This window comes from Serratia plymuthica (assembly GCF_018336935.1).
GTDB classification, from domain to species: Bacteria; Pseudomonadota; Gammaproteobacteria; order Enterobacterales; family Enterobacteriaceae; genus Serratia; species Serratia plymuthica_B.
On sequence record NZ_CP068771.1, the window covers coordinates 3032946 to 3055893 of the forward strand.

25 protein-coding genes are annotated in these 22948 nt (G+C 56.5%); 14 read left to right on the forward strand and 11 right to left on the reverse strand.

Annotated elements, in window-relative coordinates:
* Positions 1-41 precede the first annotated feature (41 nt).
* Positions 42-1427, forward strand: a complete 1386-nt coding sequence (locus JK621_RS14090) for a CoA transferase (protein WP_212556537.1) — start codon at positions 42-44, stop codon at positions 1425-1427.
* A 1-nt stretch (position 1428) separates the two neighbouring features.
* On the opposite strand, the gene JK621_RS14095 is transcribed toward JK621_RS14090, so the two are convergent.
* Positions 1429-2301 carry a LysR substrate-binding domain-containing protein gene (locus JK621_RS14095; RefSeq protein WP_212556538.1) on the reverse strand — a complete coding sequence of 291 codons (873 nt, stop codon included), beginning with the start codon at positions 2299-2301 and terminating at the stop codon, positions 1429-1431.
* A 101-nt stretch (positions 2302-2402) separates the two neighbouring features.
* Between JK621_RS14095 and JK621_RS14100 the strand changes: the two genes are divergently transcribed.
* Positions 2403-3818, forward strand: coding sequence for a pyridoxal phosphate-dependent decarboxylase family protein (locus JK621_RS14100; RefSeq protein ID WP_212556539.1), 1416 nt, complete (start codon positions 2403-2405; stop codon positions 3816-3818).
* 753 nt (positions 3819-4571) lie between these two features.
* A complete protein-coding gene (gene rcsA / locus JK621_RS14105) occupies positions 4572-5201 on the forward strand; it encodes a transcriptional regulator RcsA (RefSeq protein WP_212556540.1) in 630 nt (209 codons plus the stop codon).
* Positions 5202-5438: 237 nt separating this feature from the next.
* On the opposite strand, the gene dsrB is transcribed toward rcsA, so the two are convergent.
* On the reverse strand, positions 5439-5633 hold the full coding sequence (gene dsrB / locus JK621_RS14110) for a protein DsrB (protein ID WP_212556541.1): 195 nt from the start codon (positions 5631-5633) through the stop codon (positions 5439-5441).
* Between the two features lie 346 nt (positions 5634-5979).
* Entirely contained in the window at positions 5980-6192 is a 213-nt protein-coding gene (gene cspE / locus JK621_RS14115; protein ID WP_004946278.1) for a transcription antiterminator/RNA stability regulator CspE, read from the reverse strand.
* Between the two features lie 545 nt (positions 6193-6737).
* Between cspE and JK621_RS14120 the strand changes: the two genes are divergently transcribed.
* The 3 genes from JK621_RS14120 (at position 6738) to JK621_RS14130 (ending at position 8995) form a co-directional block, all read left to right on the forward strand.
* Entirely contained in the window at positions 6738-7109 is a 372-nt protein-coding gene (locus tag JK621_RS14120; RefSeq protein WP_212556542.1) for a hypothetical protein, read from the forward strand.
* 507 nt (positions 7110-7616) lie between these two features.
* Positions 7617-7826 carry a hypothetical protein gene (locus JK621_RS14125; protein WP_212556543.1) on the forward strand — a complete coding sequence of 70 codons (210 nt, stop codon included), beginning with the start codon at positions 7617-7619 and terminating at the stop codon, positions 7824-7826.
* Between the two features lie 161 nt (positions 7827-7987).
* Positions 7988-8995 carry an NAD(P)H-quinone oxidoreductase gene (locus tag JK621_RS14130; RefSeq protein WP_212556544.1) on the forward strand — a complete coding sequence of 336 codons (1008 nt, stop codon included), beginning with the start codon at positions 7988-7990 and terminating at the stop codon, positions 8993-8995.
* A gap of 63 nt (positions 8996-9058) precedes the next feature.
* Here JK621_RS14130 and JK621_RS14135 read toward each other — a convergent pair whose 3' ends face one another.
* Entirely contained in the window at positions 9059-10111 is a 1053-nt protein-coding gene (locus tag JK621_RS14135) for an SDR family oxidoreductase (RefSeq protein WP_212556545.1), read from the reverse strand.
* 112 nt (positions 10112-10223) lie between these two features.
* Between JK621_RS14135 and JK621_RS14140 the strand changes: the two genes are divergently transcribed.
* Entirely contained in the window at positions 10224-11156 is a 933-nt protein-coding gene (locus tag JK621_RS14140; RefSeq protein WP_212560202.1) for a LysR family transcriptional regulator, read from the forward strand.
* A 3-nt stretch (positions 11157-11159) separates the two neighbouring features.
* Here the strand turns inward: JK621_RS14140 and JK621_RS14145 are convergent, their stop codons facing one another.
* From JK621_RS14145 to JK621_RS14165, 5 genes are all read right to left on the reverse strand, one after another.
* The gene (locus JK621_RS14145; protein ID WP_212556546.1) at positions 11160-11552 is read right to left on the reverse strand and encodes a YidB family protein; all 393 of its coding nucleotides are present in this window, start codon (positions 11550-11552) and stop codon (positions 11160-11162) included.
* Between the two features lie 93 nt (positions 11553-11645).
* A complete protein-coding gene (locus tag JK621_RS14150; RefSeq protein ID WP_212556547.1) occupies positions 11646-11894 on the reverse strand; it encodes a GlsB/YeaQ/YmgE family stress response membrane protein in 249 nt (82 codons plus the stop codon).
* A gap of 14 nt (positions 11895-11908) precedes the next feature.
* The gene (locus JK621_RS14155; protein WP_212556548.1) at positions 11909-12106 is read right to left on the reverse strand and encodes a glycine zipper domain-containing protein; all 198 of its coding nucleotides are present in this window, start codon (positions 12104-12106) and stop codon (positions 11909-11911) included.
* A gap of 391 nt (positions 12107-12497) precedes the next feature.
* Positions 12498-13400, reverse strand: a complete 903-nt coding sequence (locus JK621_RS14160; protein WP_212556549.1) for a LysR family transcriptional regulator — start codon at positions 13398-13400, stop codon at positions 12498-12500.
* A 53-nt stretch (positions 13401-13453) separates the two neighbouring features.
* On the reverse strand, positions 13454-14227 hold the full coding sequence (locus tag JK621_RS14165; protein ID WP_212556550.1) for an SDR family oxidoreductase: 774 nt from the start codon (positions 14225-14227) through the stop codon (positions 13454-13456).
* A 267-nt stretch (positions 14228-14494) separates the two neighbouring features.
* On the opposite strand from JK621_RS14165, the gene JK621_RS14170 reads away from it, so the two are divergent.
* Positions 14495-14911, forward strand: coding sequence for a VOC family protein (locus tag JK621_RS14170; RefSeq protein WP_212556551.1), 417 nt, complete (start codon positions 14495-14497; stop codon positions 14909-14911).
* A gap of 53 nt (positions 14912-14964) precedes the next feature.
* On the opposite strand, the gene JK621_RS14175 is transcribed toward JK621_RS14170, so the two are convergent.
* Positions 14965-15159 carry a hypothetical protein gene (locus JK621_RS14175; protein ID WP_212556552.1) on the reverse strand — a complete coding sequence of 65 codons (195 nt, stop codon included), beginning with the start codon at positions 15157-15159 and terminating at the stop codon, positions 14965-14967.
* Between the two features lie 152 nt (positions 15160-15311).
* On the opposite strand from JK621_RS14175, the gene JK621_RS14180 reads away from it, so the two are divergent.
* Entirely contained in the window at positions 15312-16874 is a 1563-nt protein-coding gene (locus tag JK621_RS14180) for a sensor domain-containing diguanylate cyclase (protein WP_212556553.1), read from the forward strand.
* A gap of 41 nt (positions 16875-16915) precedes the next feature.
* Here JK621_RS14180 and paaZ read toward each other — a convergent pair whose 3' ends face one another.
* Positions 16916-18988: a phenylacetic acid degradation bifunctional protein PaaZ gene (gene paaZ, locus JK621_RS14185; RefSeq protein ID WP_212556554.1), complete on the reverse strand. Its 2073-nt coding sequence runs from the start codon at positions 18986-18988 to the stop codon at positions 16916-16918.
* Positions 18989-19307: 319 nt separating this feature from the next.
* Between paaZ and paaA the strand changes: the two genes are divergently transcribed.
* The 5 genes from paaA to paaE all read left to right on the forward strand — a co-directional run bounded on the left by paaA (position 19308) and on the right by paaE (position 22948).
* Positions 19308-20246, forward strand: coding sequence for a 1,2-phenylacetyl-CoA epoxidase subunit PaaA (gene paaA / locus JK621_RS14190; RefSeq protein WP_212556555.1), 939 nt, complete (start codon positions 19308-19310; stop codon positions 20244-20246).
* Between the two features lie 19 nt (positions 20247-20265).
* A complete protein-coding gene (gene paaB / locus JK621_RS14195; RefSeq protein WP_004946321.1) occupies positions 20266-20553 on the forward strand; it encodes a 1,2-phenylacetyl-CoA epoxidase subunit PaaB in 288 nt (95 codons plus the stop codon).
* Positions 20554-20561: 8 nt separating this feature from the next.
* Positions 20562-21320 carry a 1,2-phenylacetyl-CoA epoxidase subunit PaaC gene (paaC, locus tag JK621_RS14200; protein WP_212556556.1) on the forward strand — a complete coding sequence of 253 codons (759 nt, stop codon included), beginning with the start codon at positions 20562-20564 and terminating at the stop codon, positions 21318-21320.
* Positions 21321-21330: 10 nt separating this feature from the next.
* Complete coding sequence (gene paaD, locus JK621_RS14205; protein ID WP_212556557.1) at positions 21331-21828, forward strand: 1,2-phenylacetyl-CoA epoxidase subunit PaaD; 498 nt, start codon at positions 21331-21333, stop codon at positions 21826-21828.
* A gap of 61 nt (positions 21829-21889) precedes the next feature.
* Positions 21890-22948 (forward strand): 1,2-phenylacetyl-CoA epoxidase subunit PaaE, encoded by a 1059-nt coding sequence (paaE, locus tag JK621_RS14210; RefSeq protein WP_212556558.1) that lies wholly within the window; start codon positions 21890-21892, stop codon positions 22946-22948.

Here is a 22948-nt window from a genome sequence, read left to right on the forward strand (position 1 = left end):
CTAGGCTCAGTCCCCCCACTCGGCAACGATGGAGTTTACTGATGACTACCCTAACCCAAAAGCTACTCGACGAGATCTGGCAAAGCCTGGGCCACAGCGCCACGCCAGTGGGCCCATTGACGATCAGCGGTGAAGGCGAACTGGCCAGCGCGTTCCCGGTGACCGAACTGGCTACGGCTTGCTGGGGGGCTGCCGGCCTGGCCTGCGCCGGGCTATTACAACAAAGCAAAGGCGATATGCCGCAGGTATTTGTCGATCGTCGGCTGGCTTCGTTGTGGTTCGGCTGGACCTTGCGGCCGCTGGGGTGGCAACTGCCCGCCGCCTGGGATGCGCTGGCGGGTGATTATGCCACGCGCGACGGCTGGATCCGCCTGCATACCAATGCGCCGCATCACCGTAAAGCGGTGGAACAGGTGCTGGGGCCGCATCAGGATAAAGGCACACTGGCGCAAAAGGTGCTGGAGTGGCAAAAAAGCGAATTGGAACAGGCGGTGATTGAGGCCGGCGGCTGCGCGGCGGAAATGCGCCCGGTCGAGGCGTGGCGGCAGCATATTCAAGGCAAAAGCGTCGCGCTGGAGCCGTTAATCCACCGCAAGCTGCAACCGGAAGCCCCACCGCCCGACTGGGTGCTGCCGGCCGCCAGACCGCTGCACGGCGTGCGAGTGCTGGATCTGACGCGGATTATCGCCGGGCCGATCGCCACCCGCTTTCTGGCCGGATTGGGCGCGGACGTATTGCGCATCGATCCCTACGGTTGGGACGAGCCAGGCGTCGAGCATGAAGTGATCCTCGGTAAACGTTGTGCACGCCTGAACCTGCATAACGCTCACGATCGCCACACCTTTGAGCATCTGCTGAAAAGTGCCGATGTCATCGTTCATGGTTACCGCGCAGGCGCGCTGGAAAAATTGGGCTATGGCGCGGAACAACGGCGCGCGCTGTCGCCGGGGTTGATCGACGTCTGTCTGAACGCTTACGGCTGGAGCGGCCCGTGGCGCGGGCGGCGCGGCTTCGATAGTCTGGTGCAGATGAGCTGCGGGTTGGCATCCTCGGGCATGACGTGGAAAAACGCCGCCACGCCGGTGCCATTGCCGGTACAGGCGCTGGATCATGCTACCGGTTACCTGATGGCGACGGCGGTGCTGCATGGCATGCGCGAGCGGTTGGCGCGCGGCACAGGTTACAGTGCGCGGCTTTCGCTGGCCCGCACCGCACAGCTGCTGTTCGATAATCCTTATCCGCAGGATCACAGGTCAAAGCCGCTGGCGCCGATAACCGCGGCTGATGAAAACCCGGAAACCGAGTTGACCCACTGGGGTGCAGCGCTGCGCCTTGGCGCCCCGTTGCATTTGAAGGGTACGGCGCTGCTCTGGGCTCTGCCCGCTACCGCTCTGGGCACTTCCCAGCCGGAATGGCTACGCCGCTGATTCAGGCCAGTTGGCGCTGCAACCAGTGCAGTAACTCTTCGACCGCCGGCGTCAAACCGGCGGTCTGCGGCCAAACCAGATAAAAATCGCTCTTATCCAGATGCTTTGCCTCAGCCAACGCGACCAAACGTCCCTCCGCCAGGGCATCGCTCACCAGCAGCCTTTTCACCAGCGCAATGCCGAACCCCTGCTCTGCGGCGCGGATCAGCAAACCGGCGTCATTAAACAGAGCCAGTTGCTGCCCGCATTCCTCCCGCTGATGCGCTGCAAACCAGCTGCGCCACGGCGTAACATCATGCTCCAGCAGCGGCATGCGCGGTGAACCCTTGTCGAATGCCGCCTGCCACTGCTGCGCCAACTCTGGAATGGCAACCGGCACCACCTCCCCGGAAGCGATACGCTGCGCCTGCAAGTTCGGCCATTGGCCCTCGCCAATACGAATGGCCACATCAAATCCCTTGCGCGACAGATCCTGCACCGCCAGAGAAGCGTCGATATCCAGCGCAATGCCGGCGCAGGCATCGCGGAAAGCGGGCAGACGCGGCATTAACCAATAGTGAGCGAAAGAGGGCAGCACGCTGATGCGCAGCGTGTGGCTTTGCGCAATACGCCTGACACGGCCAATTCCCTGTTGCAGTGCCTGCAGCGCCGGCTCCGCCACCGCCAGCAGTTCGCGGCCGGCGGCGTTCAGACGCAACCCGCGCCCGCAACGTTCAAACAACGCGCAGCCGATCGCCTGTTCGAGCTGCTGGATCTGTTGGCTGACCGCGCCGTGGGTAAGATGCACCTGCTGCGCGGTGGCGCGCAAATTCTCCAGTTTGGCGGCAATCACAAACGTCGGCAGGGTATGCAAGGGAACACGCTCATTGAACATTGGTTAGTCCAGCTATCCAAAAGGGTCATTTTTCATCGATTTTCGCACTAAAGCAAATGGTCTAAGGTGTCACCCTTATCCTCTTCTCTCCGGAGCCACAGATGCACCCTCGCTTACAGCAGGATCTTGACCAATTTCCACAGATACTCGACCGGACCCGCCAGTTGGCTGACGGATTTCTCGCCGGGTTGAAGCAGCGCCCGGTTTACCCTCCTCTTGAGGCCCAGCAGCTGCAGTTGGGCGACGACCAACTGGCGGACAGTGGCAACGGCGCTTTGGCGGCGCTGGAGGATTTCTGGTTACGCTATGCCGAGGGTCTATCAGGCAGCGCCGGGCCGCGTTATTTTGGCTTCGTCACCGGCGGCGCCACTCCGGCCGCGCTGGCGGGGGATTGGCTGGTTAGTGCCACAGACCAAAACAGCCTGCTGAGCCACGACACCGTTGCCGCGGCGATTGAGCTGGCGACTATTGAGCAATTGAAGTCGTTGCTGGGTTTACCGAAAGCGTTTAGCGGCAGCTTTGTCAGCGGGGCGACCATGGCCAACTTTGTCGGCATCGCTATTGGCCGCCAGTGGCTGGGGCAACAACGTGGGATCGATGTCGCCGAACAGGGATTGGCGGCATTAGGCCCCATTCAGGTGCTGTCGGCGAATGCCCATTCCAGCAGCGTGAAGGCACTCAGCATGCTCGGGATCGGCCGCGATGCGCTGAAAATCATCGACAGCCTGCCGGATTCCGAAGCCATAGACACCGCAGCGCTGGAGCGGCACCTGGCCGCCAGCAATGGCATGCCTGTCATCGTGCTGGCCAGCGCCGGCACGGTCAACACCGTAACCTTCGACGATTTGCCGCGCCTGCTGGCGCTGCGCGAACGCTACCCGTTCTGGTTGCACGTTGATGCCGCTTTTGGCGGTGTCGCCGCCTGTTCACCGCACTATTCCCCGCTGTTGACCGGCTGGGAGCAAGCAGATTCGATCACCGTTGACGCGCATAAATGGTTGAATGTGCCCTACGACAGCGCCATTCAATTCACCCGTCATCTGGAACTGCAGATGCAGGTTTTCCAAAACCATTCGGTCTATATGGAAGCGCCGACGTTGCGCCCGGACGACTACCTGCACCTGACGCCGGAAAATTCACGGCGTTTCCGCGCCCTGCCATTATGGATGGCGCTTAAAGCCTATGGCCGCAGCGGCATGCAGGACATGGTTGAGCGTAATATCCGGTTGGCGCGCCAACTGGGCGCAGAGTTGGATGCCAGCGAGGGTTTTCATCTGCTGGCACCGGTCAATCTGAACGTGGTGTGCTTCGCTCTCAGTAACGTTAAAGAGGATGCCGAAACCGCACGGGATCGCTTTATCGCCCGGCTCGATCGGCATGGCGTAGTGCGTTGTACCCCCACACGTTTTAACGGGCAACCCGGGATCCGCGCCGCATTGGTCAATTGGATGACGGAAGAAGAAGATATCCGCCTGGCGCTGGAATCATTGCGGCACTGCCTGCCTGAAGCGCTGTAATCACAGAGTTTAAGGGCGCCCTTGCGGCGTCCATTTAATGATTGATTGCGCCAGCCGCAGGCCAGGCACCCTGCAGAATTGCCTTCCCCCAGCAATGCCATACTCACCATAACGAACGAAAATAGTTCAGAGAAACCAATTAATCACACTCTGACATTTCTCACATTTTGTGAAATAGCACATATAGCCACATCAACTCTTTGTTATATCGTCAGTTTCCTTAACAAAGAACCGGTTCCATGTTAACTCGATGTGATTGTTGGATATCATAACTGATAAAAAAAGAAAGCATTCTCATTATTAAAAACGAAAACTTAAAAAATAACACAATGATATATAACGATAATTCTTAAAAAACCGAGATTTGCCAGCATTCAACGCGCTGAAGAATTAAGCTAAAAAATGTTAAAAAAACAACACATGAATTTTTTTTAAGAATTTTCCTAACAATTTAAAATTTCATTTCGTGACATGATGCATAGATTCAATCATAACGATGCCTGTAGGTACGCGGCTCAAGCATAGGTCAGCGTTATTGCCTGCCAGATTGGTGGTTAGCAGATTGTTCTGACTTAAGCTAAACTTATAGATTCACATGATTAATTAGTTTAGAAAGAAAATATCGTTGAGTGCCATCGTATTTATTGATAGAACACTCGCTATATGTAAATTTTTGTTCTTTTTTTTTGCCTTCAGGCTTCAGGCTTTTTCTCTTTGTTACCGCGGTAAAACGGATTTAAGTGGGGGTGCGATATGCCAACGATCATTATGGATTCATGCAGCTATACAAGATTGGGTTTAACAGACTACCTGACAGCACACGGAGTAAAAAAACGCCAAATTAGTGCCATCAACGACATCGACGATCTGCATGAAAAATGCAGCAAGTTGAAACCTAGCCTGGTGTTTATTAACGAAGATTGCTTTATACACGAAGCCAATGCGACGGAACGTATAAAACGGGTGATTTCACTGCACCCGGACACCTTATTCTTCATCTTTATGGCCATCACCAACGTACATTTTGACGATTATTTATATGTTCGTAAAAATGTCATCATCTCGTCAAAATCCATCAAGCCAGAGACTATGAATCAGCTACTTAGTCACTATCTTGAGAAGAAAGCCACTCGCGCCGAAAAGACCTCATTTGACCAAACGCCGGTTACGCTAAGTCAAACAGAATCGAACATGTTGCGCATGTGGATGTCGGGTCAGGGAACCATCCAGATATCCGACCAGATGCAAATTAAGGCCAAGACAGTCTCTTCCCACAAGGGAAATATCAAAAGAAAAATTAAAACGCACAACAAGCAAATTATTTATCATGTTGTCCGTTTAACCGACACCTTAACCAGTGGGATATTTGTCAATAGCCGCTAGGTAAAGAACTTAACCGTACATTCTGCTCAGATTTGGTTTGAAATGTCTTATCACCCAGTATCCTGGATATAAAACATTTAAATGACCTCAATACCTGCTCGCGACGACATCCTCGGCCGCGGCGGGTATTCCCGTAGCAAAAGATAGAAAATTCCTACCCCTAAGGAATAATAACTTTGCGAAAATCTTTCGAATTAACTTAATGCGTTGGAAAGATATTGGCTATTTATCGATAGCCTACCTGGCCTGTCGCAACTCAACGAAGGTGCCGTCACGGCTGTCAATCTCGTTGAAGAACCAGACGCCGGCAGGATAGTCGTCCAGAGCGACCAGGTACATGATCCCTTCATTAAATTCTTCTACCGCCAATATCACCCCTTCACGTTTCAGTTCACCGTCAGTTTTTACCGTTACCAGATCGTTAACTTTCATATTTTTCCCCATCATTTATCATTGATGTCAGTGTATTACAAAATGAGGCGTGAAAAACACCGTGCAGTAGCGGAGTCAATCTGCAACATGCCCGTTTCAGCGTTTTCCTAAAGCGTAGCAGGCTAACGCACCGCCATATTTTCACTTTCTTAACGTTTTGGCCGCAGAATCTTAAGAGCACAAAGGATAGTCTGTTGACAGGCGCTTCCCCCCAGAGAAGTGTCTGCAAATGAAGAAGTAACAAGGAACTTTTGCCCGCAGACTTGCGGGCTTTTTTTCGTCTTAGGCAAATTACAGGCACAAAAAAACCCGCCTTGGCGGGTTTTTATTAATCAGCAGAGGCCGATTAGATAGCGGTAACGTTAGCCGCTGACGGACCTTTAGCACCGTTCTCGATAGAGAACTGTACGTTCTGGCCTTCAGCCAGGGTCTTGAAGCCTTGATCCTGGATAGCAGAGAAGTGTACGAACACGTCTTTGCTGCCGTCTGCTGGAGTGATGAAACCAAAACCTTTAGACTCGTTGAACCACTTCACTTGACCTTTGATCATGTTAGACATGTCTAATTCCTTCAATATTAAATGTAAGCCACCATGGGCATATGATATAGCCGGTCATCAGTTACTTATGGAGGCACTAGAAAGGAAATTCGTCAGAGAAGAGCTATCTAGGATAACGCTTTAAATTTGAACTACTTTACTCAAAATGTCGTGCATAAATAGGTCTGTACCACAGGCCGAGAAGCATTAACTCATGACAGCGCTTTAATAGCAACTCTTTTTGTTGGCCCCTTGATGGAAACGGGGTCAAACGCGCAGAATTTGACCCCGGCAGTTTAATTTTTCAGCGTTATTGGCCGTATTTACCCGATAACAGGAGCCTGAAACAGCTTCGAATTTCTAAAATTTCGCCGCGACCAAGTAGCCACCTCGTTGAGATTGAACACAATTTCACCTTTTACCTTATCAATGCCATGGCCCGATGCCTGATAAAGAGACATTTTTTACAAACCCGCTCTGAAAGAAGACATCAACCCCATAAATGATAGTCATTCTCGTTTCTCTGTTTTATAGTCGCGACGCGTAATTATGAAGGGAGATGGACCATGCTTAGAAAGCGTACGCTGGCAGTATCCTGCTGCACCGCCCTGTTGATGCTGAGCGCTCACTCAGCCCAGGCACTAGATTTATCTTATACCGCACCGGAGCCAAGCCTTGCCCCTGCGCCGCTGCCGCAAACCGCCCTTGGCCCGGCAGCTAAAGCGGCCAAGCCGCCGGTCGTCTGGGCTGAGTCAGAAGACAAAACAGGTTTTCGCGTTGAAATGGAATGCGATCACCCCGGTTGCAGCCGTCCGCGCGCCAAACCCTATTCAGCGCTTAACGGGCCGGTGAAAAAAACCGATCGCCGCCGTCAGTCAGACCCTTACTCCACCAATCAGGATGACGATTACAGTCTGAATATGGGTTATCAGTGGTAACTGCGCTTTAAGAGTTATCCCTATATCAGCCGTCGTGCGCAGTTCATACAATGGCGCCCTGTCCACCGCTCCTCCTGGTGTTGGATATGACAAGCTGTGTTGCAAATTTTTATGCGCCTTCCTATAGGCGCTTTTTTTATGTCTAAATATCAATATTCTGCAGCGTTACAGAATGCTCTTATTGCGCGATAACGTGATAACTGTCACAAATAGCGGCTCCTTAGCCACTCTTTATCGGAGATGAGTCTCATGGCGACAGAATATATGGCTTTACTGGCAGTTTTGGCCGGCATTGCAGGATATGCACTGTACAAACACTTTAAATCACAGCAGAAAAGCTCGCTGGTACGACCTCACGATCGTTGACCGAACCGTGGGAGCATAACCTCCGGGTTATGCTCCAGCCCGCACAACCGTTCACTGTCATGTTTTCATCACAAAATTGTCACAATACGGCCATATCATGGTCCACGATTATCCGCACTGGCTTACACCAAGGATTTCGTTATGACCATAATTAAAGCAACAAACCATCAGGAAGCAGAAAAGCTGATCCGCTATGGCACAGCCAAGAAAATAGAACTGGCTTATGACATCGACAGCGACGACTTTTTCCAGCTCGCCAGCCTGTGGTGTGATAAAGGCGCCAAGATCTCCAAAGGAAAAGAGCATTTTATCGTCTCGCTCAAAGGTTTCCGTATCCCGCCAAACGACTGATACCATGCCGCCTCTGCGGCGGCTCCCCCTTCCCCCGCACTGAAAACCGCCCTATGATCCACATTCTCCCATCGGTATTTCTGTAAGATAAAATATGAATTACAGCAGGTGCTTATCTACACTGTTCACTGCACCTGAACCCCAACCGGAGGAGAATGAGCATGTCAGCAAACCCACCACTGCCCAATACCATGAAAGCGATCGAAATCAGCCAGCCAGGCGAACCGGAAGTGCTGATTGTCGCCGAGCGACCATTGCCGACGCTGCAACAGGGTGAGATTTTGGTGAAGGTCGCCGCCGCCGGGGTTAACCGACCTGACGTTATGCAACGCCGTGGCCAATACGCGCCGCCCCCCGGCGCATCGGATATCCCCGGCCTGGAAATAGCCGGTGAAGTGGTTGCTACCGGCGCTGGGGTGAAAAATTATGCCCTGGGCGATCGCGTGTGCGCCCTGATTGCCGGCGGCGGCTATGCCGAATACTGCAAAGTGCATGAGAGCAATGCACTGCCGGTGCCCCAGAACATGAGCATGACTGAAGCGGCAGCAATCCCTGAAACCTTCTTTACCGTCTGGGTCAATGTGTTCCAGCGCGGGCATCTAAAGGCCGGTGAAACCGTGCTGATCCACGGCGGCACTTCAGGCATTGGCACCGTCGCCACCCTGCTGGCGAAAGCGTTCTGCGCCCATGTGATCACCACCGTCGGTTCGGAGGAAAAACGTCAGGCCAGCCTGGCGCTGGGCGCCGATGTGGCGATTAACTACCGCAAAGAAGACTTCGTCGAGCAAACCAAACGCGCGACCAACGGCAAAGGCGCGGACGTGATTGTCGATCTGATAGCCGGGGATTACGTGGCGAAGAACTATCAGGCGGCGGCGATGGATGGCCGTATTGTGCAAATCGGCACTCAAAACGGCGTGGTCAAGGAATTGAACCTGATGCCGCTGCTGCTCAAGCGGCTGACCCACACCGGCTCGACCCTGCGCGCACGCAGCGTGGAAGATAAGGCGGAAATTGCCGCAGATTTGCAGCAGAAGGTGTGGCCGCTGCTGGAGCGCGGCGCGTTAAAACCACAGATCTTCAAAACTTTCCCGTTGGAGCAGGCAGCCGAAGCGCATGCCCTGATGGAGTCCAGCATGCATATCGGCAAGATTATGCTGACCCTCTGAGGTGAAACACCCCGCAGCCGGTGCCGCGGGGTGATATTTCAGGCGGCCGCCCGCCGGCAGGCGCTAGGGAATAATCTTTCTCTTGCGGAACTCATCAAACAGCGTAAAGAACATCGCTTCAGTTTCGACAAATTGGGTAAAGCCGAAACGTCTCGCCTTGCTGCCATCGGCAAGCATGTCGTAATCCCACGAGAAGACAAAATCGGCAAAGCGCCAGCCGGCCACCGCCTGGTAATCTGTCACCGCCAAGTCATGCTGCTGCGCGAGGGTCCGCCACAACGCGGCTTTATCCGCCATCATCTGCTCAAGCGGCATAGGCAGCGGCGGTGCCGTCTCCAGACCAAAATAATCGGCAATTTTCGGCCACATCTCGCTCCAGCGGAATAAATCGCCATTATTGATGTTAAAGGCCTGATTGACCGCTGCAGGCTCGGTCGCCGCCCACAGCGTAGCGCGCGCCAGCAGGCCGGCATCGGTCATTTCCAACAGACTGTGGTAAGCGCCCGGTTTGCCGGGAAAACGCAGCGGCAGCCCCAACGCCTTGCTGATTGAGGCATAAACGGCAATGGTCAGCGCCAGATTCATTGGATTGCCGAGCGAAAACCCGCCAACCACGCTGGGGCGAATCGCGCTCCAGCGCCAGCGTTTGCCCTGCTGGCGCCGCTCAAGGTAGTTTTGCTGATCCACGTTAAACTCCGGCGGCATATGCCCGGCGTCACTTTCCCGCGCCGGGGTTTTAAATGGCCCCAAATGCGCGCCGTATACCTTGTATCCCTGCATCAGGCTGATGTGCTCCAGTTCTTGCGCCACCGGCTCCACCGCTTCCACCACGTTCGCCAGCATCTTCAGGTTCGGTGCCACCAGCCCCGCCCAATCTGGCGCGTCCTGATAGGCGGCATAGAAAATGTGGCTGACCTGAGTCAAAGGTTGCAGTGCATCGCGCGTCGCCTGCGCATCCAGCAGATCAACCGCCAGATAGCGCACTTGCGGCCGGTCCACACCCCCGCGGCGCGACAGGCCGGCCACTTGCCACCCCTGCACGACCAGTTCTTCAATCAGTTTATGGCCGATAACGCCATTGGCGCCGACGACCAGCGCCAGTTTGCCGCTTTGCATGTTGCGTCTCCCGTTCATTTATGGATACAGCTACTGTGATCGATTAGTAAAACTTGCGGTAGGCGCCATTTTTAACTAACACTTATAAGTAAATTCTATAAATGGAGGGATGATGGACAAGCTGAGCGCCATGAAGACTTTCGTCCGCGTAGCGGAGCTCGGCAGCCTCTCGGCGGCTGCCCGCGATCTGGGGCTGACGCAGCCGGCGGTCAGCCAGCAAATCGCCGGGCTGGAACTGCAACTGGGCGCACAGCTGCTGTTTCGCAGTACCCGCGCCGTCTCCCTGACCGATGCCGGCGGTGGCTATTACCGGCAAATCAAGCCCATTTTGGCGGCGGTAAACGAAGCGGAAGAAGCGCTGCACGGCCTGAACCAACGGTTACAAGGGAATTTACGCATTCATGCGCCGACGGGGTTCGGCCAGCAGCATCTGACACCGTTGGCGATCGCCTTCCAACAACACCATCCCGAACTGAATATTGAGCTTTTGCTGGACGATCGCCGGGCGGATGTCATTGGCGAGGGCATTGACGTAGCGATTCGTTTTGGCGAGCTGAGCGCACCGGGCACGGTGGCGCGGCGGCTGGGGGAGTTACAGCGCATTCTCGTGGCTTCGCCGGCTTATTTGGCGGCGCATGGCGCACCGCAAACACCGGCAGCGCTGGCGGCCCATGCGTACATTCGCTACAGCGGCCTTCGCGACGGCGATGCGCTGACGCTGATCGGCCCTCAGGGCGCCGAGATGGTGAATCTGCGGCCGGTATTCCGCGCCAACAACACCTTCTCGCTGCTGGCAGCCATCGAGTCTGGATTGGGTATCGGCGGTGCGCAACGGCCATTGATTGGTCGGCAACTGGCCGCCGGCACGCTGGTGCAGGTATTGCCTGCCTGGCGCTACCCGCCAATGGCGTTGCATGCCGTCTACCCCGCTGCGCGGTTTATTCCCGGCAAAGTGCGGGCATGGGTAGATTATTTGCTGGAAGCGTTGAAAGAGATTGAAGGCATTAGGTTAAACAATGCCCCCGACCCGCTGCCGGGGGCATAAGCATTATTTGAACAACTTACCGACCATATCGCCCAGTTCGTTGCTGTCTTGCTGCACTTCGCCATTTGGCGATGCGGCGTCAGCCACCGTCGGCAGGAACTGCGCGATGGTGCTGGAAGCCTCGGCCGGATCGATCCCCAACTTTTCGGCCAACTGATTGATGGCATCGCTGCCCAGCGCCTGCTGCACGTGATCGCCGTTGATCGGCTGGTTTTCACCGTTGCCCAGCCATGAACCGACCACATCGCCGAATTGCCCCTGGCGGAACTTGTCCAAAATCGCCTGCAGGCCGCCCTGTTGCTGGACCCATTGCATGATGGCGACGTAATCCAGGCCTTTGCCGCCATTAGCGCCGCCGCCCAGAATACTGCCCAATACGTTATCAAACAGACCCATGGTCATCCCCTTCTGGCCGCCGGCTCAGGCCGTACGACCGTTATGATTTAACGAAAAAGGGTCGCCGCAGCGACCCTGTTGATCAGCACCTGATTAGCCTCTGATCTTTCTGTAGACAAAAAGCACCACCAGGGCACCGATTATTGCGACAACGAAGCTGCCCAGGTTAAAACCATCTACGCGACCCATGCCGAAGAAGGTACTGATATAACCGCCGACTACCGCACCGATGATCCCGAGGATAACAGTCAAGATAAAGCCACCGCCGTCCTTGCCCGGCATGATCCATTTAGCCAGGATACCGGCGATTAAACCAAAAATGATCCAGGAAATGATGCCCATTTTTACTCTCCCTATTACTTTTTGCCTAAAAGAAATCCTATCACCAGGCCCACTACGGCGCCGGCGCCAACCCCAGCCCAGGGGTTGTCCTTAATGTAAGAACAGGAGTGCCCGGCCACGTCTTTCAAACCGGCCCGCACTTCGCATGCGGCAGATTTGGCACCGTCACACAACTGTTCAACATTGTTTTTAACGTCATTTTTCACTGACATTTCATATCCTTAAGTTAACATAGCCGAAAAGTTCACACCGAGTTTCGCACTTGCTCCAACCCTGGCCGAGACTTTCACACCTATGTTTCCCTATGCTTGCCGTTACCGGCAGCGCGATACAGGGTGATTCGCGTCAAATACGCAGCTTCACACTGTTACTATAGACAAATATCAGCAGTTTACACATTTCCGTCTGTCTGAATTTACGTGTACAAAAAACGACCTAATTCATCTGGCTGTCATCTCCACGGGCTATACTTGAAGTGAATATTTCCGCTGGAGATAGGCAATGAACAATATGCCATTCATGTTGATACTGGCTGTCATCTACACCTTTGCCGCCCTCTTGGATGGGTCTGCCGCACAGTTGTTGATGTAATGTTGGCCCCGCTCAGCTTTCGCAAAACGGCTTGATTAAACGGCTGAGCCAGTCGGCGAACGCCGTGAAACGCGCCGAACGCTGTCGCCGGTGAGGATAAAGCAGCGTAATGCCCATCGCCGGTGGCCGAGCCTGCGGTAAAATCTCGCGCAGGCTGCCATCATCAAGATGATGCTGGAGATCAAATCTCGGGTTTTGAATCATTCCCAGCCCCGCCAGGCAGCAGCCGATATAATTCTCCGCATTGTTGACCGTCACCCGGCTGCGCAGCGTTTTTTCGACCGTTCGCCCTTCCTGCTCCCACAGCCAGGTATCCGCGCCCGCCAGATTGGGCTGCGCGTACCCCACTACCCAGTGCTCGTCCAACTGTTCGGTATGCTCCGGCGTCCCATAGCGCCGTAAATAATCCGGGCTGGCACAGTTGGCCATGCTCAAACGACCAAGCGGTTGGCTGACCAGGCTACTGTCACTGAGGCTACCGACACGCACCACGCAATCTACCCCCTCCTGAATCAAATCGATTGAGCGGTCGCTGGCGCTAAGAAACAGCTGAATATCGGGGTAGTGCAGGAAAAAATCAGGCAGCGCCGGCACGATTATCCGCCGGGCAATACGGCTGGGCACATCGACGGTCAACCGGCCGCTAATAGGCCCGTTTTCCTGCTGAAATAGCCTGTCCAGCGCGTTCACATCGGACAGCAGGCTGCGCGCTTTGTCGAGCAGCAGTTCGCCGTCGCTGGTCAGCTGCACTTTGCGGGTCGTGCGATGAAACAGACGGGCGCCCATTTCATGTTCCAACTGCTGGATCGCCGCCGACACCGTGGTTTTGGGCATCAGCAAAATATGCGAAGCGCGGATAAAACTGCCCACCTCGGCAACCTGGATAAAAACCCGCAATCTCCCTATTTTATCCACCGGCTCTGCATCCTGAAAAAAGGGCTGCGGCATCGACCGCAGCAGAAATAAGATTAACGGGTAGTATAGCCACCGTTGGCGAACAGCGTCTGCCCGGTGATCCACCAGCCGTCGGTGACTAAGAATTTGACGATAGGCGCGATATCTTCAATGTCGGTCAGGCCGGTTTTCGAGAATTTGCTCAGCGCGGCGGCACCGCTATGGTATTCCACCGCTTCCTTGCTTTCCTGACCATAGAAGAACGGCGTATCCATCGGGCCGGGGCCGATAGCATTTACGCTGATGCCGCGCTCGCCAAACTCCTTGGAAGCCGCGCGGGTGAAATGCTCCACCGGCGCCTTGCTGCCGGGGTACACCGCATAAAAGGGTGTATAGGCTGCCAACAGCGAACTGACGATGGTCACGATGCGGCCATTATCCGCCAAATGCTTGCCTGCTTGCTGAATAAAGAAAAATGCCGCCTTGGCGTTGACGTCAAAACTGGTGTCGTAATCCGCTTCGGTCACCTCGGCAATCGGTTTTTTGATCACCAGCCCGGCGGTATTGATCGCAATATCCACCTTGCCGAACGCCTTAATCGCTTCCTCAAACACCCGCGCTACGTTGGCCGGCCGGGTCAGATCGCCCTGCACCGCTATCGCCTGCGCCCCCGTCGCTTTAACCGCAGCCAGCGTTTCTTCCGCCGCCGTCCGCGTCGCGTCGCTGTTGTAATGCACCACTATGGCCGCCGCGCCGCTGGCCGCCAGATCGCGCGCCACCAGTCCACCCAGATTCTTCGCGCCACCGGCGATCAACACTACTTTTCCATTCAAAGATTGCTTACTCATGACAATGGCTCCGTTTATGAAAGGTGCCCTGAGTATAGAAAGCCTGCCCGCTCAGATAATCTGTTCAAATCGGGATGAACCATCCCGTTTTTTCGACCAATCCGTATGGCCGTTCCCCAAAGCGCCAGAGCGTGATCGTCCACCGGGCATTCACCACAATTCGCACTACACTTGTAAGTCACCTGCGGCAATAGTTGCCGGGCGAAATCTTTTTCCCTGCCCACGGGCCGGTTTACAGCCTGACGGGCCATAACCGAGGTCAATGTCATGTTGATTCAACCCTATTTATTTTTTAACGGTAATTGCGAACAAGCGGTGAATTTCTACGCGCAGCAACTGGGCGGTAAAATTGAAATGATCATGCGTTACAAGGAGATGCCCGAGGAAGCAAAACAGGGCGGCCCTCAGGATGCCGATCCGGAATCCATCATGCATGCACGGTTGCTGATTGGCGAAAGCGCGCTGATGGCCTCCGACGGCTGCCCGCAGGATGGCGCTGACGCGTCACACAAAGGGTTTTCCCTGTCGCTCAACCCAACAGACGTGGAACAAGGACGTGAGCTGTTTGAAAAGCTGTCGCAGGGCGGCCAGGTAACCCTGCCTTATGGGCCCACTTTTTGGGCCAAGGGGTTTGGCATGCTGACCGACCAGTTTGGCGTCAATTGGATGATTAACGTTGAATAATCCCACCCCGTCGCGGTGCCCGCGGCCTCTGGCGGACACCGCGCCTTCGGCAATCAGCTATAGTGATGCCAGTCGTAGGCCGCCATGGCGAACAGCGCAAACAGCACCGTCAACAGCGCCAACCCCAAACGCCAATAAGGCGATTTACGCCGCCGCCAGGCAAAAAATATCATCAACGCCAACGCGCCCAGCGTGACCGGGTAATACACCGCCAGCGTCAGTAAAGTAATAATGATGATGTCAGACACACTCGCTATCCTCTCATTTCCGGGCATTTTTGGGCAGATTGTCACCTCTGCCGAGGGTAACGTGTTTAAGGGAGTAGTGGTCAGCAGAATTAACGAATAAGATGTAAGATAGTTCTTAACTTTATTTAAAAATCGCATAATACAAGGGTGACATGACACAGCAGCAACCGCAGGATGCCAATCTGCCGCACAACGGTAAAAACTCCCCGTTATTATTTCAGGCTGGCGTGTTTGTCGTCATCGTTGCCGCCACGCTGATTCTGTTTAATGTCTGGCAAATCTGGAATGCGCATCAGCGCGATCTGAAAAGCGCCGAATATGAGTCCGCCAATCTGGCACGCTCGCTGGCGCAACATGCCGATGACACTTTCTTGCAAGTGGACAACACGCTGTCGGATCTGACCGAACGCATTCAAATCGACGGGCTGGGCCAGGCGCAACAGTTGCGTCTGCAAAAGTTGATGCAAGGGCAAGTCGGCAATCTGCCTCAGTTGCACGGTCTGTTTATTTACGATTCGCACGGCAGTTGGATAGTCACCTCCTCCGGAAGGTTCGTGCAGAACGCCAACAATGCTGACCGCGAGTATTTTAAATACCACCTTGAGCACAACAGTAACGCTATCTACATCGGCAAAGTGGTGCGCAGCCGTTCCACCGGCGATTTGATCATTCCGGTGTCGCGCCGTTTAAACCATCCGGACGGCAGTTTTGCCGGCGTGGTGCTGGCGACGCTGTACGTCGATTATTTCCGCCAGTTTTACGACACCTTCGCGCTTAACAGCGATGCCGCGCTCAGCCTGCTGCTGGCGGACGGCACCATTCTCTACCGCCGCCCTTACTCCGCCGCTTCGATCGGCAAAAATATCTCTCAGGGCGTCTTGTTCCGCGAAATTCTGCCGCATTCCGAATTCGGTAACGCCACCATCACCTCGTTATACGACAAGGTGGAAAGGATTTATGGCTATTCAAGGGTCAACCGCTATCCGCTGGTGATCACCGCCGGGCTGTCGAAAGAAGACGCGCTGGCCGACTGGCGCAACGATTCCGGCCTGTTTGTGGCTGGAGGCGCTATCCTGCTGGCCATTCTGCTGGCATTGGGGATGGTGTTGATGCGGCAGATAAACCACAGCATGCGCACCGAGGCCGAGCTGATGCGCACCCGCGATCAACTCACCAGCATCAACCTGCGGCTTGAAGAGTTGGCGCTGCTGGACGGCCTGACCGGGTTGGCCAACCGCCGTCAGTTTGATATCGCCTTAAAGAACGAACTGGCGCGCGCGGCGCGCAACTACCGCAGCGTGGCGCTGCTGATGCTGGATATCGACTATTTCAAGCAGTACAACGATATCTACGGCCACGTCGCCGGCGACCAATGCCTGCAGCAGATCGGGCAAATGCTCAAGGGGCTGGCCAGCCGCAGCAATGACATCATGGCCCGCTACGGCGGCGAAGAAATGAGCATCATTCTGCCGGACACCGACGCCCAGGGGGCGCTGATTTTCGCCGAACGCGTGATGCAGGCGGTACGTGAACTGAAGATACCGCATCAGGGGAGTCCGCACAGCGTGATTACCCTCAGCATTGGCATCTGCGCCAAAGTGCCCCATATGTACAACGACACGCCAATTGGTTTTATCAATATGGCGGACAGCGCGCTGTATCAGGCAAAAAAAGAGGGTAAAAACCGCATCGTCTGCAACAGCGCGGCGGTTTAACCCAATCCCACGGCGATACACGGCCGGCAATCTGTTGCCGGTCAGCTTACCGCCCCAACGTCGCCTTCCCGGCGCGCCACCAGCGTCAAAATGCTGTACAGCGCCACCGCCTGCTGATGCTGATTCAACACCTGAACATCCCACACCACGACCCCATGCGGGCGATCCTCTGCGGTTTTCTGCGGCTTGCGGATTTTCTTTTTGCAGGTCAGGCGCACCTGTAGCGTATCGCCGATCTTCACCGGTTCGATAAAGCGCAGGTTTTCCATGCCATAGTTGGCGATCACCGGCCCCACGCCGGGGTCAACAAACAGCCCGGCGGCGGCTGAAACCACAAAATAGCCGTGCGCCACACGTTCGCCAAACAGCGATTCGGCGGCGCCGATCTTGTCCATGTGGGCGTAGAAATGATCGCCGCTCAGGCAGGCAAAGTTAACGATATCGGCTTCGGTTACGGTGCGGCGGGCGGTCAGCAGGCTTTCGCCCAGTTGCAGCTGTTCAAAGTATTTGCGGAACGGATGAACCGGCTCCTCAATCACCGTCGCTCCGCGCACCCACTCACGGCCAATCGCCGCCAGCATCGCCGGGCTGCCCTGAATGGCGGTGCGTTGCATATAGTGTTTCACCGCACGCAACCCGCCCAACTCCTCGCCCCCACCGGCGCGCCCCGGCCCGCCATGCATCAGCATCGGCAGCGGTGAGCCGTGGCCGGTGGACTCCACGGCCGCGTGACGATCCAGAATCAGCATACGGCCGTGAGCACAGGCGGTGGCGCGGATAAAGCGCGTTGCCAACGCCTCATCGGCAGTCACCAATGACCCCACCAGGCTGCCCTGGCCCAGCAGCGCCAGCTCAATCGCCTGTTCGGTCTGTTGATACGGCATCAGCGTCGCCACCGGCCCGAAAGCCTCGGTGCCATGTACCGCCTGGTGCGAAAACGGATCGGCGCAATACAGCAGCGTGGCCGGATAAAACGCGCCGTTTTGCGTCCCTTCACCGGCCAGTTCCAGCTTATCGAGCGCCGCGCCGCACAGCGGTTCGCAGCCGTGGCGCAGCAGGAACTCCACTTTTTGCTGCACGTCATCGCGCTGCTCGCGACTGACCAGCGCCCCCATGCGCACCTGCTCCAGTTTGGGATCGCCCACCGTCACCCCGGCCAGCCGCTGCAGTAGCGCCTGTTGCACCTCCCCCACCCGCTTCGCCGGCACGATAATCCGCCGGATGGCGGTGCATTTCTGCCCGGCCTTGGCGGTCATTTCACGGCACACTTCTTTGATAAACAGTGCGAACTCCGGCATTTGCGGCGTGACGTCCTCCCCCAGCACGCAGCAGTTGAGCGAATCGGCCTCCATAGTGAAAGCGACGGATTTTTCCAGCAGGCGCGGATGTGCGCGCAGCCGCTGGCCGGTCTGCGCCGAGCCGGTGAAGGTCACCGCATCCTGATAATCCAGGTGTTCGAACATGTCGCCGATGCCGCCGCACACCAGTTGCAAAGCCCCCTCCGGCACCAGCCCGCTGTCGATAATCAGCCTGACCGTCGCCTGTGTCAGTTGCGCGGTGGCCGTCGCCGGTTTAATGATGGCCGGCATGCCCGCCAGCCAGGTCGGCGCCAGTTTTTCCAGCATCCCCCAGCAGGGGAAGTTGAAGGCGTTGATATGCAGCGCCACGCCCGGCCGCGAGGTCAGCACATGCCGAGCGGCGAACTGCGCCTGTTTGGATAACGGAATCGGCTCGTCCTCCGGCCACAGGGTATCGTCCGGCAGTTCACGCCCCGCCAGGCCCGCATAGGCGAACAGCGTCGCAATGCCGCCTTCGATGTCCACCCAGCCGTCGCTGCGCGTGGCGCCGGTCTGGTATGAAATCTCATACAACGCCTCTTTGTGCGCCAGCAGGTGTTTAGCCACTGCCTTCATCATTTGAGCGCGCTGCTGGAATGTCATCTGCGCCAGCGCCCTGCCGCCTTTATTGCGCGCATAGTCCAGGCTGGCGGCCAGCGGCAAACCGTCGGAGCAAACCTGATACAGCGGTTCGCCGGTAATGGCGTGATGGATTTCGCGGGCTTGCCCCTGGCCGAACACCCAGCCGCCAGAAAGGTAACTGTGTAACTGCTGCATGCGTATCTCCGGAATTCATAAATTTACACTAGATAGCTTAATTGCGTATCACATATTGTCCAGTCTCTGCCAGGGCAAAATCTAACAAAAACCAAACAACACAACCTGCGGACAGGCCAGGAACCTTGAAAAACACGCTTCGATGATTTTTATAAATCCATATAAAACAATTGATTATATAATTAACCTGTGAGTAGCATCGCAAAACCACATAAAGGCCGTTTGATCTTTTTGTTATCAGTTTGTAGCCTTAAGGTGAAATAACGTGATTCACATTTTTGTATTAAATGTGAAAAATACGAATCACCAAGAGGCAAGCATGATAACTGACGCGCAACATCAGCAGCACTTCGACGACAAGATTGCGGCGGATACCGCCATCGAAGCCAAAGACTGGATGCCTGACGCCTATCGCCAAAACCTGATCCGCCAGATTGGCCAACACGCCCATTCCGAAGTGGTCGGCATGTTGCCGGAAGCCAACTGGCTGACGCGGGCGCCGACCCTGCGCCGCAAAGCGGTGCTGCTGGCCAAGGTGCAGGACGAGGCCGGGCACGGTCTGTACCTGTACAGCGCCGCCGAAACCCTGGGCTGCTCGCGTCAGGAGATCTACCAAAAAATGCTCGACGGCAAGATGAAGTATTCCTCCATCTTCAACTACCCGACGCTCAACTGGGCGGATATCGGGGTGATTGGCTGGCTGGTCGACGGCGCAGCCATTGTCAATCAGGTGGCGTTGTGTCGCGCCTCTTACGGCCCCTATGCGCGGGCGATGGTGAAAATCTGCAAAGAAGAAAGCTTCCACCAGCGCCAGGGTTACGAAGCGGCGATGGCGATGGCTAACGGCAGCGAGCAGCAGAAAGCGATGCTGCAAGACGCCATTAACCGGTTTTGGTGGCCGGTGCTGATGATGTTCGGCCCGAGCGACACCGACTCGCCGCACAGCGCGCAAAGCATGGCGTGGAAGATCAAACGCCACAGCAATGACGAACTGCGACAGAAATTTGTCGACAACACCGTGCCGCAGCTGGAGGCGCTGGGTATGACCGCACCCGATGCCGAATTGGCCTGGGACGAAGCCGCCGGTCACTACCGCTTCGGCGCTATCGACTGGAGCGAGTTGCACGAGGTGATCAAGGGGCGCGGGCAATGCAACCACGAACGCCTGCAGGCCAAGCGTCGCGCCTGGGACGACGGTGCCTGGGTGCGCGAAGGCGCGCTGGCCCACGCGAAGAAAAACGCCGCCACCGCCGCATAATAAGATGAAGGAATCGAAAATGACTCACGCTGAATGGCCGCTGTATGAAGTGTTTATCCGCAGCAAACAAGGGTTGGCGCACCGCCATGTCGGCAGCCTGCACGCCGCCGATGACCAAATGGCGCTGGAAAATGCCCGCGATGCCTATACCCGGCGCAGCGAAGGCTGCTCAATCTGGGTGGTGCAATCGAGCCATCTGATCGCTTCGCAGCCGGAAGATCGCGGGGCGTTCTTCGATCCGTCCGATGACAAGATCTACCGTCACCCGACGTTCTACACCATTCCCGACGGCATCAAGAACATGTAGAGGCGGCCATGACCTTTAACGATCCGCGAATTACCTATGTACTGCGTCAGAGCGATACGCCGCTGATCCTCGCCCAGCGGCTGTGTGCCTGGTGCGGCCACGCACCGGAGCTGGAAATCGATCTGGCGCTGGCGAATATCGGCCTGGATCTGCTCGGGCAGGCGCGTCACTTTCTCGGTTATGCCGCCGAACTGGCCGGGCCGCAATACGGCGAAGATCGCCTGGCCTTTGGCCGCGACGAGCGTGAATTCCACAATCTGCTGCTGGCGGAACAGCCGAACGGCGGCTTCAACGACACTCTGGTGCGGCAGTTTTTGCTCGACGCCTACCACGTGCAGTTGCATCAGGCACTGAGCCGCAGCCGTGACCCACAGCTGGCCGCCATCGCCGCCAAATCGCTGAAGGAGGCGGATTATCACCTGCGCTTCAGCCGCGGCTGGATGATTCGCCTGGGCGACGGCAACGCGGTCAGCCACCAGAAAATTCAGCAGGCACTGGATAACCTGTGGCGCTTTACCGCCGAACTGTTCCATGCCGACGACGTCGAGCTGGAATTGACGGAACAGGGCATCGGCGCCGATCCGCGTCAGCTTGAAACGCCCTGGCGCGCTCTGGTGAACGACACCCTGCGCCTGGCCACCCTGAGGGTGCCGGAGGAACAGGCGTTCCGCCGCGGCGGCAAACAGGGGCGGCACAGCGAACACCTCGGCCCGCTGCTGGCAGAAATGCAGTTTCTGCAGCGCGCCTATCCCAACAGCAACTGGTAAAGAGGCCGCCATGAACATCACCCGGCTGCAGGCCGCCGAAATCCCGCAAATCTGGCACTGTCTGCAACAGATCAGCGATCCGGAGCTGCCGGTGCTGTCGATCACCGATCTGGGCATGGTGCGCGACGTAGAGCCGGACGGCGCGGGCTGGCGCATTACCTTTACGCCGACCTACTCCGGTTGCCCCGCCACCGAATTCCTGCTCAACGCCATCGAGCAGCGGCTGGCCGAAGCCGGTTTCAGCCCGGTGAAAGTGACCATTCGCCTCAGCCCGGCCTGGACCACCGACTGGATGAATGCGGCGGCGCGCGCGCGGTTGCGGGACTACGGCGTCGCACCGCCGCAGGGCCACACCTGCGATAAACCCGAGGCCCACGGCCCGGTGCCCTGCCCGCGCTGCGGCAGCACCCGAAGCGAAAAAATCAGCGAGTTCGGCTCCACCGCCTGCAAGGCACTGTACCGCTGCTGCGAGTGCCGGGAACCGTTCGACTATTTCAAATGCATTTAACAAATGTATACCCCAAATAATTGGAGCTGCCTCTCAAGTATGAAGGGTATAGGAGAGCACCATGACGGTCTTCCATCGCCTTAACGTCGCCGCCATCGAGCGCGAAACGCCGGACGCCGTGGCCATCACGCTGCGCGTACCCGACGAGTTGAAAAACCATTACCGCTATACCCCCGGCCAGCACCTGACGTTAAAGGCGCGGGTCGACGGCGAAGAACTGCGGCGTTGCTATTCCATTTGCAGCGCTCCGCAGGAAGGGTTGCTGCAGATCGGCGTCAAAGCGATTCATCGGGGCCGTTTCTCCTCATTCGTCAACCACATGCTGAAAGTCGGCGACGAACTGGAGGTCATGGTGCCGCAAGGGCGTTTCGGCTATCAGCCGCAGGCGGAAAACTGCGGCAACTATCTGGCGATTGCGGCCGGTTCCGGCATCACGCCGATGCTGTCGATCATCAAGGCCACGCTGCAACTGGAAGCCAACAGCCGCTTCACGCTGATCTACGGCAACCGCAGCAGCCGCTCGGTGATGTTCAAAGAGGCGTTGAGCGACCTGAAAAACCGCTATCCGCAGCGCTTCCAGCCGCTGTACCTGTTCAGCCAAGAGAGCCTGGACAGCCCGCTGCTCAGCGGCCGTATCGATCGCGAACGCCTGACGGCTCTCGGCGGCGCATTGCTGGATTACCGCGATTACGACCATGCCTTTATCTGCGGGCCGGAGGCGATGATGGACGACGCGCAAACCGTGCTGGAACAGGCCGGCGTACCGGCCGCGCATATCCACAGCGAACGCTTTAACACCAGCGGCATTGCCGCCCGCCCGCTCAACGACGGCAGCCGCAACGCCACCCAGGTGGAGATCCTGCTCGATGGCCGCCGTTTGAATATCGAGGTTGGCACACAGGACGACAGCATTCTGGACGCGGCGCTGCGCCAGGGCGCTGACCTGCCCTACGCCTGCAAAGGCGGAGTGTGCGCCACCTGCAAATGCCGGCTGAAGGCCGGCCAGGTGGAGATGGCCGTCAACTACAGCCTGGAGCCGGATCAGTTGGCGGCGGGCTACGTGTTGAGCTGCCAGTCGTGGCCGCGCGGCCACGGCGTGGTGTTGGACTTTGACGTATAG